The 13,064-nt window shown below is 57.4% G+C and carries 10 protein-coding genes; 8 read left to right on the plus strand and 2 right to left on the minus strand.

All coding sequences use genetic code 11. From position 1 onward, the window contains the following. The first annotated feature begins 31 nt into the window (after positions 1-31). The 3 genes from K227x_RS07580 (at position 32) to K227x_RS07590 (ending at position 2,376) form a co-directional block, all read left to right on the plus strand. Positions 32-892, plus strand: coding sequence for a class II aldolase/adducin family protein (locus tag K227x_RS07580; RefSeq protein WP_145168960.1), 861 nt, complete (start codon positions 32-34; stop codon positions 890-892). Positions 893-957: 65 nt separating this feature from the next. Beyond that, positions 958-1,893: a lactate/malate dehydrogenase family protein gene (locus tag K227x_RS07585; RefSeq protein ID WP_145168961.1), complete on the plus strand. Its 936-nt coding sequence runs from the start codon at positions 958-960 to the stop codon at positions 1,891-1,893. A gap of 231 nt (positions 1,894-2,124) precedes the next feature. Beyond that, positions 2,125-2,376: a hypothetical protein gene (locus K227x_RS07590; protein WP_145168962.1), complete on the plus strand. Its 252-nt coding sequence runs from the start codon at positions 2,125-2,127 to the stop codon at positions 2,374-2,376. Here the strand turns inward: K227x_RS07590 and K227x_RS07595 are convergent. Next, complete coding sequence (locus tag K227x_RS07595; RefSeq protein ID WP_145168963.1) at positions 2,373-3,611, minus strand: anti-sigma factor family protein; 1,239 nt, start codon at positions 3,609-3,611, stop codon at positions 2,373-2,375. The genes K227x_RS07590 and K227x_RS07595 overlap by 4 nt on opposite strands. 467 nt (positions 3,612-4,078) lie before the next feature. Between K227x_RS07595 and K227x_RS07600 the strand changes: the two genes are divergently transcribed. Beyond that, positions 4,079-4,912: a class I SAM-dependent methyltransferase gene (locus K227x_RS07600; RefSeq protein ID WP_145177438.1), complete on the plus strand. Its 834-nt coding sequence runs from the start codon at positions 4,079-4,081 to the stop codon at positions 4,910-4,912. A gap of 146 nt (positions 4,913-5,058) precedes the next feature. Here K227x_RS07600 and K227x_RS07605 read toward each other — a convergent pair whose 3' ends face one another. Further along, positions 5,059-6,231 carry a type III polyketide synthase gene (locus K227x_RS07605; RefSeq protein ID WP_145168964.1) on the minus strand — a complete coding sequence of 391 codons (1,173 nt, stop codon included), beginning with the start codon at positions 6,229-6,231 and terminating at the stop codon, positions 5,059-5,061. Between the two features lie 640 nt (positions 6,232-6,871). On the opposite strand from K227x_RS07605, the gene K227x_RS07610 reads away from it, so the two are divergent. The 4 genes from K227x_RS07610 (at position 6,872) to K227x_RS07625 (ending at position 13,021) form a co-directional block, all read left to right on the plus strand. Then, positions 6,872-8,725 carry a sigma 54-interacting transcriptional regulator gene (locus K227x_RS07610; RefSeq protein WP_246146654.1) on the plus strand — a complete coding sequence of 618 codons (1,854 nt, stop codon included), beginning with the start codon at positions 6,872-6,874 and terminating at the stop codon, positions 8,723-8,725. Between the two features lie 2 nt (positions 8,726-8,727). Next, on the plus strand, positions 8,728-9,984 hold the full coding sequence (locus K227x_RS07615) for a glycosyltransferase (RefSeq protein ID WP_145168965.1): 1,257 nt from the start codon (positions 8,728-8,730) through the stop codon (positions 9,982-9,984). Positions 9,985-10,063: 79 nt separating this feature from the next. Then, a complete protein-coding gene (locus K227x_RS07620; RefSeq protein WP_145168966.1) occupies positions 10,064-11,638 on the plus strand; it encodes a sulfatase in 1,575 nt (524 codons plus the stop codon). 51 nt (positions 11,639-11,689) lie between these two features. Further along, positions 11,690-13,021 carry a Gfo/Idh/MocA family protein gene (locus K227x_RS07625; RefSeq protein WP_145168967.1) on the plus strand — a complete coding sequence of 444 codons (1,332 nt, stop codon included), beginning with the start codon at positions 11,690-11,692 and terminating at the stop codon, positions 13,019-13,021. The last annotated feature ends 43 nt before the right edge of the window (positions 13,022-13,064 follow it).

Here is a 13,064-nt window from a genome sequence, read left to right on the forward strand (position 1 = left end):
TTACGACTCGAAATTACGCGAGAATCTCATCATGCAAAACATTCATAAGATCAAGCAAGACATGTGCGACATCGGCCGTCGCATCTACAACCGTCAATTCGCTGCGGCCAATGACGGCAATATCACTGTGCGAGTCAGCGAGAACGAAGTGCTTTGCACGCCGACGCTTCATTGCAAAGGCTTTCTAACGCCGGATGATATTTCCTTGGTCGATATGACTGGCAAGCAACTTTCGGGGCGTAAGAAACGGTCCAGCGAAGCGTTGCTGCACCTGGAAATTTACAAGCAACGCGACGACATCAAAAGTGTCGTTCACTGCCACCCACCGCACGCCACCGCTTTCGCAATCGCACGCGAACCGATTCCACAATGCATTTTGCCAGAAGTCGAGGTGTTCCTCGGTGACGTGCCGATCACCAAGTACGAAACGCCTGGCGGGCAAAGCTTTGCCGATACGATCATCCCATTTGTTCATCGCACGAACGTGATGATCTTGGCCAACCACGGTACGGTTAGCTATGGCGAAACGGTCGAACAAGCTTTCTGGTGGACCGAAATTTTGGACGCCTACTGCCGTATGTTGATCCTGGCAAAACAGCTTGGCAACGTGTCCTACCTCAGTGGCGAAAAGTCTCAGGAACTGTTGGATCTGAAGGACAAGTGGGGCTACAAAGATCCACGCAACACACCGGAGTACGAAGATTGCGATATCTGTGCCAACGATATCTTCCGCGATTCGTGGGCCGAATCCGGCGTTGCCCGTCGAGCCTTTGCTGCACCGCCGGCGCTGAAAAAAGCCGCTAGCAGCGCCGCATCGGGTGCCGGGATCAACGAAGAAGCGTTGGTCAAAGCGATCACCGACGAAGTGATGCGTCAGATGCGAAAAGGCTAATCGCTGGGATCGCAAATCCCAACTACCACGAATATCAGACATCCTGAACGAAAAGACGAAATCGTATGAAAGTTTCCATCATCGGCGCCGGTGGATTGGTCGGTTCCTGTGCCGCCTACGCGCTACAGTGCGGCGGCATCGCTAGCGAACTAGCACTGTTGGACGTCAATCAAGAGATGGCCATCGGTCAGGCTTTGGATCTTCAGCACGGCAGCCCCAGCGTTGCCAATCAAGTGATCCGAGGCGGTGGTTACGAGCATATCCCCGATAGCGATGTGATCTGCATCACGGCCGGTTTGCGGCGTAAACCGGATGAATCGCGACTGGACCTGATCAATCGGAATACCGACTTGTTCATGCAGATTTTGACAGATGTCAAAGCTGCTGGACTGAAACAGTCGGCCATTGTGTTGGTGGTCAGTAACCCGGTCGATATCCTGACCTATGTCGCAGCCGAAAAACTGGGGCTGCCGGTCAATCAAGTGATCGGGCTTGGAACACAACTGGATACCATTCGTTTCTGCTCGCTGATTGCGGAGCAGCTCAATGCTCCACCGACCCAGACCAAGGCATTGATCTTGGGCGAACACGGCGAATCGATGGTGCCGATCTGGAGCAGCGCGACGATCGCCGGACTGCCACTGGATAAGTACCCCGGTTGGAATCCTAGCCTGGCCAACCAGTTGTTCACGCGAACACGCGGCAGCGGTGCCGAAGTGATCAAGCGAAAAGGTGGTGCCGGGTTCGCAGTCGGCATTGCGATTCGCGACGTGATCGATGCCATTGCCCTGGACAAGCGGTCAGTGCTGCCGGTCAGCAGCGTCCAATCCGGTTGTTACGGAATACGCAACGTTGCATTGTCCGTTCCCACCGTCGTCGGACGCAGTGGAGTCGTCGATCGTCTAGAAATCGATCTGTGGCCGAAAGAGATTCAAGGAATTCGATCCAGTGGATCGGCCCTTCGAAAAACCTTAGAGAAAGTGCTAGCACGCGTCTCCTAGAGATCTCGTTGGATTACATTGGTTGATGTCGAATGCCTCGAAACGGGGTGCACAGGTTAGTGATGTCGCAATTTAACGGCTGCGTACTGAATTTTCCTGTGACTCCCTTTCGGGGCATTTTTCGTTGAATGACACGGGGGAAGGTCAGGCCTTCGGTGGCAAACATCGGGGCGCCGTGGCCCGTGTTTCAAGTTGCGTGACACAAGCTGAGTGACCTGCGACGGGGGCGTCATGCTCTCGTCTTTAGCGATGTTGCGATCGGCCCGCGACACATCGGGACGCCCGATCGCACGCCTTCATCATCCGCCGTGCGATCGCACCGGTTCCGAGGCGGGACTGATTGCCCGATCAGAGTCGGACTTCTATCGCAAGGCTCGCTGCCTGGCCAGTGAATCTGGTTGGCGTGGGGGAGTGCGAATGGGGCTGCATCGCGGTTGGTCGGCCGAAGGAAGCTACATCTTTGTCTTAGCGGACAAGGACTAGCGGACAAGGACTAGCACCTGAGCATTGACCTGAGGCCCGCTTGGGATGGCGGCGGCTGCCGACATGCTTTGCTTCAGCGGCACGAATTTCATCCGCGATAGCCGCGATGATAACGCTTGTGCTTGTTCCGAATCCGTCGCGATCATCTGCATCCCACCGTGCTGGACGGAGGTTGGATCGATGGAGGTCGCGTTCACAAGATCCAACAATGGAGCATCCATCGCGATCGTCATTCCAACCGACGCGATCCCCTCGGAATCATCCAGCAGAGTTAAGTAAAACTCGTCCAATGCCTTCGCCGGTGCTTGCAGGTACATCAAAGCGACTTTTTCCTCGCTGTCGATGCCTACCGTTTCGGTTGCCGAATTGGCGATCGGAAGCGAGACTTGTTGACGATTGTCGTTGCTGATGTTGGCCGTTCGCATCGCTCGTTGAATGGCACCCGATGCACGTCCGGATTCGGTTTGGTGGACATCTAATACCAACACCGCCGACAGTGCCACCTTGGCGCCGGAGGGCGTGCTTTCAGCGGTCATCAGCGACGGGCCAGCAGCAGGCTCTGTGGTCAGTGGTGGCTGATTTGCCATCGGGGCGGACGCTGCGATCGTGTCTTGCGAAAGCTGGCTGTCAATGGAATCGTTGACATCTGAACCAGGGATGTTTGCATCGGCCGCAGGCGTCTGGGCCAGGCGGGATTCCGTGTTGTTCAGCGGATCCACGTCACGCTGCTGTTGGGCAGTTGGGGAACCCGCAACTTGCGATTCGGCCTGGCTCGATCCATCAGCAAGTGACGAATTGGAAGGTGACGAATTCGACTGTGCGATCGGAGGTGTCGTAGGGCTCAGGACAACGATCGCTAAAGCAACCGATGCCGCCAACGCAGCAGTGATGCCGACAATGCGACCCCAGGACACAGGTGCGTAGGAAGATGCGATGGACGTCGGTTGTTCCGAGACGCGGACCAATGGATGGTCCTCTGCCAAGCCTTCCGAACGAGCTCGTGCGACGGCTAGTTCCAGAACTCGGTTCGCAAAACCCGGGTCCAGTTTCACCTGTCGGTCTTGGCTGGAAATGGCTTGCAGGGAACGACGCTGTTCTTGCAACTGTTCCAATTGGTCAGCGACGATCGCATCCGTGCGGATCCATTGCTGGACCTCGATTCGTTCTTCGGCGCTTAACGCATCGTCCAGGTAGGCGCTAAGCATCTGGTCGATGTGGGATTGGGGAACTGTCATCGCATAAAACCGTGAATCACTAGGTGGGGGTGACGAAAGTGATTTCCGCCCGGATTCCCCTGGCCCGCTACTGCCGTTTTCCTGAGTGGATCGCGTTATCGATGGCTGACAATCTGTGTCCTGCCGCGATACTGATCCGGTGTGGCATGATAGCGGTAATGGAAAGCAATCGTTGCTCTCAACCCCGGTCGGATGCTTGGCGCGGTAGCAAAGTTCCCTTCGTGGCGGTCAAATCGCGTTCATTGACGCGAAATCCCGCGATACTGGGATCGTTTCACACCCTGCAGCGATCACTGTGGCGGCCAGCACGCCCCATCAGAAAGTTGTTTTTTGATCGTTTTCGGGTTCCTTGGTTTCAAAAGCATGGCGCACAAGCGAACAGTCGTCTGTGGCCCGATAGATAGCGAGAGCACGGATTGATGGCATCTGAGGACTACCTTCGCACGAATCGGCGGGTTTACGATTCGATGGCCGCGGCCGGCAATCCGCTGTGTCGACCGGCAAAAGATTCCGAATTAGCGGATCCGTTGGCAACCGTTGATGCGGCAGGCTGGTTGGGGAAATCGATTCGGGGCTGCCGATTGCTTTGTTTGGCGGCGGGCGGCGGGCGGCAGAGTTCGTTGTACGCGGCGGCCGGAGCGATCGTGACGGTCGTTGACATCAGCGGGGCGATGTTGGAACTGGACCGCCAGGTTGCCGGTCAACGCGGCTATTCGCTCCGCCTATTCGAAGCATCCATGGACGACCTATCGATGCTGGGCCGAGGCGAATTCGATATCGTCATCCAACCGGTCAGCACCTGCTACGTTCCGGATATCGCGAAGGTGTATGCCGAGGTGGCCAGGGTCTCGCGTCCCGGCGCGATCTACATCAGCCAGCACAAGCAGCCGACCAGTTTGCAGGCGTCGATGGACCCCCAGCCCGCAGGCGGATACGGCCTACTGCATCCCTATTACCGCGGTGAAAGGGATCAGAATCATCCTGTGCCGGCGAGCGATTCGACCGGGCGTGCGGCGAAACGGCTGCGAGAATCCGGGGCGGTTGAATACCTGCACCGTTGGGAACAGATCGTGGGCGGGATGTGCCGAAGCGGTTTCGTGATCGAGGACCTCAGCGAACCCTTCCATGCGAAGTCCGAAGGCGGCCCGGGATCGTTCGCACATCGCGCCGGATACGTGGCTCCGTACGTCCGAATCAAAGCTCGGCGAACCGTCCGCGGAAACGACAACACGCCGCCGCAGCCCGGAGATCTGAATGCAGCACCTGCGGCGAAAAAAGAGATCTGGTTGCCCGGAAAGTAGCCGCCCACCACGATCACCTGGCACCGCCGACCAATGTCCGCGGCAAGAGGCCGAAAGCCACTGCGTGGGGATCGGGCAACAAATCCCGAGGCGACGACCGTTGATTGCCGGTCGTCTTGGCCATCGGATGTTTGTTCGCTGAGCCGTTAGCGGATCAGCGCGACTTCGATTTCCAATCCAGGTCCAAAACCCAGCATCAGCCAAGGTTTCGGCTTATCGGCTTTCGTGAACCGTTCCAGGATGAACAGCATGGTTGCCGACGACATGTTGCCATGATCCGACAGCACGCCCCGCGAAGTATCGACCGCGTCACCAGGGAGTCCAAGGGTGGATTCGGCTGCGGTCAGAATGCGAGATCCACCCGGGTGGACTGCCCAACCCTGAATCGAATCGATCGTTTCGCCTTGTTCGGCCAACCACGGCTCCAAGAACGATTTCAGGTGTTTTTCGATCAAACCGGGCACTTTGGCTGACAACGTCATCTCGTAACCGAAGTCACCGATTCGCCAAGTCATTGCATCTCGGCTGGCGGGGACCAGGCACGAACCGGTGGCGGCCACGCGATGGGCGGTATTCCCAAACGCGGTGGTGTCCATTTCGGGCGATTCGATCTCGTCGATGTTCAAGCTGTTCAGGACCATCGCTGCGGATCCGTCGGCAAACAAGGCACCGCTGACGATCCGGTCCGGGTCATAGCCGTACTGATAATGAAGGCTGCATAGTTCGACGCTGCACATTAAAACGTTCGCCCCGGGCGAAGCCGCGACCAGGCCCGAAGCCGCTCGCAATCCGTTAATCGCTCCGTGACAGCCCATGAACCCAACTTGAACACGTTGAGTGGTCGCTGGCAGTCCAAGCTGGTCGATCAATTCGATGTCAATTCCGGGGGCACTGAACCCCGTGCAGGAAACGGTCACCAGGTGGGTAATCGAATCGACGGTGATGCCGCTGTTGCGAATCGCCGCTCGCGAAGCGCCAAGCGCCAATGCGGGCGCCTCCAACGCGTAACGATCGCTACGCAATTGGGTCGTGGGCCCACGGTCCTCGGGGGACGAAAGCGGCGGATAGAAGTCGTTCACGATTTCTGAGTGCGCGTTCTGGTCCAACAGGACGCTGCCGCGATGCTCGATTCCCGTCCGTCGATACAGCGCAGCCACTTTCCGCGACTGGCTGGAATTATTACACGACATTTTGTCGGCAAAACTGGCGCTGGCCAAATGATCGGCGCGATATTTGGGCACCGAAGTCCCCATGCCTCGAATCACAGCAGTGATGGACGACGTATCGGATGGGTTGGCGATGGTGTCAGTCGGATTCATGGGCCCCGTTCGGATAAGCTAGTGCAAAATAGATGCTGCGGAGAAAACGGTGCGCCGCGGTCATTTCAATCATTGTCCCGCGGCAACCATTCGATTCCGCCCGCTAAACGGGGGGGCTTTGGTAAGACGCGATCACAATCGGACTATCCCTACGGTAATGCAGAAACAGTTTTTCGGGCAGGTGCAAAATGAGTGCCGTTTTGGCGTTGCTGCCCGAACCGATCCCTCGCGGTGGTCGCCATCGCGTGCTCAGGTGCCTAAAATGACTCCCAAGCGTAGGTCTGCGGCGCACGTCAGAGGGGCCGTTGGCGAACGGGGCGATGGACGCGATCGGGATGGATTCTGGGTCTGGGAATCGGAATGTCGTCCGGCAGCCCATCGGTGTGGTCATCGGCCCGTCGAAATCTCCATTGCGTTTCGGATTCGAGGCGTTCGGTCCTCCCTTTGCTGCGTAACAGGCCATCTTTCGTCACCCAGGCCGTTTCGTTGGCTGTTCCGAACCGTTTCATGGGCTAGTCTGGCGGTCAGCAGCGTCGACGGGCTTCGTCGGTCTGCTTGGCGGCCGGTTTTTATGGGGGGGCTGGTCAGGGAGATGTGAAGGGATGAACACGCTCTGTTCACATATTGTTCCATTCTCGAGATGCATGAACGAATCATGGTTGCGTATTTGGCGGTCCGTAGTGGTCCTGAAAAGGGAAAGCAATTTCCACTGGACCGATCACGGCCGATGCACATTGGACGCGGCGCGTCCTGCGAGATCATGCTTAGCGATCCGATCAGTTCGCGGTTCCATGCGGTGGTTTATTTCGAAGATGGCAACTGGCATCTGCGTGACACCAGCAGCCGCAACGGCACCCAGGTCAATGGTCAAAAGGCTGATCACGCACGGCTGTTGGACGAAACCGTGATTTCGATCGGCACCACGGACATGCAGTTGGTCGAGCCCCAATTCGAGTCCAACGACGATGCGATGCACACGCAAACTTTGGTCGATGAGTTTCCGGCCACAGGGAGCTGGCGAAACGAGTTCGACGATCCGGTGGCCAGCGTCGCCAAAGCTGGGCACCTGATCGATCTGTATTCGTTAAGCCTGACTTTGTTGAAAAGTGAACATACCGACGAGGTCATCGAAATCGTATTGGAACTACTGTCCGACCGAACGTCGTCGGATGCTGTTGCCATTTCGTTTGATGCTGGCGAAGGAAAACTGAAAGTCCTGCGTGTCTTGCCGCAGGAAAAATCAAAAGTCGTTGCGATCAATCGGGCGATCGCGAAACGTGTGGTTCGTGATCGCGAATGCATTTGGATCAAGCGTGAACTGGATACCGACGGATCGGTGAATGATCTAGATCTGGCCAAAGCCAAACAGCCTTGGGCGGACGCGATTTACGTTCCGCTGGATAACGACGACAACCGTTACGGGGTGTTGCACCTGTACCGGCAGACGTCGACGTTCGAAGAAAAACACTTCGAACTGGCGACGGCGGCGGGGCGTCTGTTGGCCGTTGGCCTGTCGCGGGCGTTTGCGAACGATTCGTTGCGAGCCGAACGACAGCGAATCGCGGATCGCAACGCGGACTCGGACGAATTCATCGGCAGCAGTCCGACAATGCTGAAATTGAAGGCCAAGATCGAACGCGTTGGCAAAGCAAACGGGTCGGTTTTGATTCGTGGGGAAAGTGGTGCCGGAAAGGAACTGGTCGCTCGTGCGGTGCATCGATCGAGCCAACGGGCCAAACGGCCGATGTTGACCGTCAACTGTGCTGCGATCCCAAGTGAGTTGATCGAAAGTCAGCTGTTTGGGCACAAGAAAGGTGCGTTCACCGGGGCAGATGCGGATCACACCGGATGGTTTCAACAGTCGCACACCGGGACATTGTTTCTGGACGAAATTGGCGAACTGACCTTAGAGGGGCAAGCCAAGTTGCTGCGGATTCTAGAAGGGCATCCGTTTCTGCCGGTCGGGGCAACCGAGGAAGTCTTGGTGGACGTGCGGGTGCTTGCGGCGACCAATCGCGATCTGGCCGAATTTGTAAGAGAGAAGAAGTTTCGCGAAGATCTGTTTTATCGGCTCAGTGTGTTCGAGTTGGTGGTGCCACCGCTTCGTGATCGGGGCGATGACTTGGATCATTTGATCGACCATTTTCTAGACCACTTTCGCCGACAACATGGACGCAGTGGGTTGGTGCTGTCGGATCCTGCCAGAGTTCGGCTGCGTGAATACGCTTGGCCCGGAAACGTGCGGCAACTTAGAAACGTGATCGACAGCGCCGTCGTGATGGCGGATGACCCGTCGATCAACGTGGATGATTTGGGCCTTCGTGACGCGGGGTTGAGCCAACTCGATACGCTGCGGATTGACGAGTGGGAACGCAGGTTGATTCGCAAAGCACTCGGTCGCACCGACGGCAGCGTGCCCGATGCGGCCCGGTTGCTAGGGATCAGCCGCGCGACGGCGTACCGGAAAATTGCCGAATACGAAATCGAGCGTTAGTCATGCGAGCCATCCTTTCGGCGCCAGGGTCACGTGGCGATGTCAATCCGATGGTGGCCATCGGCCGGGCGCTCAAGCAGCGCGGGATGGACGTGATCATTTCGTTGGCAGAACCGTACGCACCGGTCGCCGAAGCTGCTGGTCTGACAGCCGTGCCAATCATCACAACGGCACGATTTGAACATCTGCTTGGCGACGCCAATGTGTGGAAGCCGGTCCGAGGTGCCAGAGCGATCTTTCGCGAAGTCGCAGGGAATTTCCTGACCAAACATTTCGATGTCATCCGTCAAAACCATATCGCCGGCCAAACGGTCCTGGTGTCGCACCCTCTGGATCTGGCATCACGCGTGCATCGCGATTGGGACCCCGCCACGCCGTTGGTGGACGTGCATTTGGCACCATCGATGCTTCGCACTTTGGATGATCCGCCGCGGATGACACCGTGGGCGATTGAACATTTCGGGCCACAGTGGTTGTTGCGAGCGGCGTACTGGGCCGCGGATCGGTTCGTGATCGATCCGGTCATCGCTGGGCGTGTGAACCAGATGCGGAAAGACCTTCGCTTGGCGCCGGTCACCCGATTGATCGACCAGTGGTGGCTGTCGCCCGATCGTATCCTAGCGATGTACCCCGATTGGTATGCCGCGGCGACCAAGTCGTTTGGTCCACGTCTGATGCATTGTGGTTTTCCGCTCGACGACGCCGTCGTTGATTCCGCCGCCGATCGCACTGCTCAGGTTCTACCCAGCGATCGGCCGATCGTGTTCACCGCTGGTACGGCGCACCAGCATTGCCGCGAATTCTTTGCCGATGCGGTTGCCGCATGCCTGGCGATCGACCGGCCCGGCTGGCTGGTTTCGTCGTACCCCGGCAACTTTCCGGACCAACTTCCGCCATCGATCCAGGCGCACAGTTACGTTTCGTTCGGGGAATTGTTCCCGCACGCCTCGGCGGTGGTCCACCACGGCGGGATTGGAACCACGTCACAGGCCTTGGCCGCGGGCGTGCCGCAATTGATTCAGCCGATGGCGTTTGACCAGTTCGACAACACGAATCGCGTTCAGCGGTTAAACTGTGGTCGTTGGTTGCGTCGTCCTCGCCATTTGGCCGCCGCTCTGCAACAGTTGCTAGACGACGAATCGATTCAACGATCCTGTCGCTTGGTTGCCGATTCGATGGAACGAGGATCGCCCACAGTGGCGGCTTGTGAAATCCATCGGCTGTTGTGTTCGACGGGTTCCGATGGGCGATTGAAATGATCGTGGAACGTTCGATGTCGACTGCCAACTCCTACCTACCCTCCACCCTCCACCCTCCACCCTCCATTGCCCCAATCAGATGGTCATGTCGCATATTTTACGTTTGGCTAGTGTTGCGCTGCTAGCGATCGCGGCCGGCGATGCCTTTGCTGTGGCGCCGAATCGTCCCAACGTGGTCTTCATCTTGGTGGACGACTTGGGGATGCACGATCTATCGATCGAAGGCAGCCAGTTTTATCAGACACCCAACGTTGACCAGTTGGCGCGCGGTGGGATGCGGTTTACCCAAGGCTATGCGAACTGCCGTGTGTGCAGCCCATCGCGAGCCAGCATCCAGCTTGGGAAATTCACGGCCCGTCACGGCATCACCCAGTGGATTGGCGCGGCGTCCGGAAAGGCCTGGGATCGCGACGATCGATTGTTGCCAGCCGAATATCGACATGATCTCCCCTCGGAAGATGTCGGCCTTGCCGAAGCGATGCAGGAAGGTGGCTACCAGACCTTCTTTGCTGGGAAGTGGCACCTTGGCGGCGACGGATCGTTACCCACCGATCACGGGTTTGACATCAACGTCGGTGGCCACCACCGCGGCAGCCCACCCGGTGGCTATTTTTCGCCCTACAAGAATCCGGAAATGGAAGACGGCCCCGACGGTGAATCGTTGACGCTGCGGTTAGCCGACGAAACATCCAAGTTCATCCAAACTCACAAAGACAAACCTTTCTTTGCAATGTTGTCGTTCTACACCGTTCATGGACCTGTCCAGACGACGAACGAATTGTGGAAGAAATATCAGGCCAGTGCACCGGAGTTGCCCGAAGGCGCGTCGCGATTCAAAGTGGACCGCACGCTTCCCGTTCGCCAAGTCCAAGATCATCCCATCTATGCCGGCATGATTGAAACGATGGATACCGCAGTCGGCCGCGTGATGAAGACGTTGGACGACTTGGGACTAGCCGACAACACGATCGTGATTTTCACCAGCGACAACGGCGGTGTTTCGTCGGGCGATGCGTTTTCGACCAGCAATTTGCCGCTTCGCGGTGGCAAGGGGCGACAGTGGGAAGGTGGGATTCGCGAACCCTATTACATTCGCTATCCCGGAAAAGTTCCAGCGAATTCGACCTGTGATACCCCCGTCACCGGCGCTGACTTTTACCCCACGCTGCTGGACTTGTGTGGATTGCCCGCACGGCCCGAACAACATGTCGATGGCGTCAGCTTGGTGCCTTGCCTGGACGGTGGTGATCTGGATGCTCGGCCGCTGTACTGGCACTATCCCCACTACGACAACCAAGGGGGCGAACCGAGTTCGCTTTACCGCGAAGGAAAGTGGAAACTGATCCACTATTACGAAGATGGTCGCAACGAACTGTATGACCTGTCGGTTGATCCGGCCGAACAAAGTGATCTGTCACTGACACTGCCTGTCCGCACCAAACGGATGGCCGCTGAATTGGACCAATGGCTGCGCTCGGTGGATGCGAAGTTCCCCGAGCCCGACCCACGCTACGATCCGGTACGCGGCGAGGCCAAATTCCAGCGGATTCATACCAAGGTCAAGCAACGACTTGAAGACGAGCATGCTAAGATGCTGCAGCCTGATTGGCAGCCCAATGCCGATTGGTGGGGCAGCCGAATTACCAAAGATTGAATCCAACTCTGTTCACACCTCTGACACGAATCTCTACATCGGAATAATCACATGAATCATCGTTCTGTTTCTTCCGCGGCACTTGATCGTCGGCGTTTCCTTCAATCGACGACCGCGACGGCGGCGGCCGCTTCGGTGGCAGGTGGATTTTGGACCGAAACCAGCGCCCAAGGCACCAATTCGGCCAACCAAAAACTAAAGATCCTTTGCATCGGTACGGCCAATCGTGCGGCCGAAGATATCAAGGGAGTCCAGGGCGAAGACATCGTCGGTATGTGTGATGTCGATAGCAATTACTTGGACCGCGCGGCTGCGAAATTCAGTGGTGTGAAAAAGTACGCTGACTATCGCGAAATGTATGCCGCCGAAGCGGATCGTGTAGATGCGGTCGTGATCGGTACGTCCGACCATCATCACGCACCGGCAACGATGCGAGCCATCAACGCCGGGCTACACGTCTACTGCGAAAAACCGTTGACGCACACGGTGGCCGAAGCCCGCATGATCGCCGAAGCGGCCAAGGCCAAGGGCGTCGCGACTCAGATGGGCACTCAGATTCACGCCACTAACAACTACCGACGCGTGGTCGAAATCGTTCAAAGTGGCGCCATCGGTGACGTTGGCGAAGTGCACGTTTGGGTCGGCAAAGGTTGGGGCGGTGGCGACCGACCTGACAAAGCCGATCCGGTACCAGAACACTTGAACTGGGACCTATGGCTAGGTCCAGCGCCAGAACGTCCTTATGCCAGCGGACGTTACCACCCGGCACAATGGCGTCGTTGGTGGGATTTCGGACAAGGAACGCTCGGCGACATGGGTTGCCACTACATGGACCTTCCGTTCTGGGCATTGGGGCTGCGGCATCCGATTTCTTGCGAAGCCGAAGGTCCGGAACTGAATCCCGAAACCTGCCCGCTGGGATTGACGGTGAAGTACAAGTTCCCGTCCCTGGATGGCCGGCCAGCGGTTGATTTGACGTGGTACGACGGTGACCGTTGCCCACGCGAAGTTGCTGGTGAACGAGTGCCCGGCAGTGGCGTCATGTTCGTCGGTAGCGAAGGGAATCTGTTCGCAAGTTATTCGAACTACAAGCTGTTCCCACGCGAAAAGTTTGCGGACTTCACACCGCCCGCCGAGTCGATCCCAAATTCGATCGGTCACCATGCCGAGTGGATTGCCGCCTGCAAAGATGGTTCGCCGACGACCTGTAACTTTGACTATTCCGGCGCGTTGACTGAATCGGTCCTGTTGGGCAACGTGGCCTATCGCACCGGCAAACAACTCGATTGGGATGCCGCCGCCTTGAAGGCAACCAATTGCCCCGAAGCGGACGCGTTCATTCGCAAAGAATATCGCAAGGGCTGGGAAGTCGAAGCTGTCTAAAGTACCGGTTGGAAATCACTTCGCTCTCCCCGCCCGCGGGGAG

Origin of the sequence: Rubripirellula lacrimiformis (assembly GCF_007741535.1) — a bacterium.
Taxonomy (GTDB): domain Bacteria; phylum Planctomycetota; class Planctomycetia; order Pirellulales; family Pirellulaceae; genus Rubripirellula; species Rubripirellula lacrimiformis.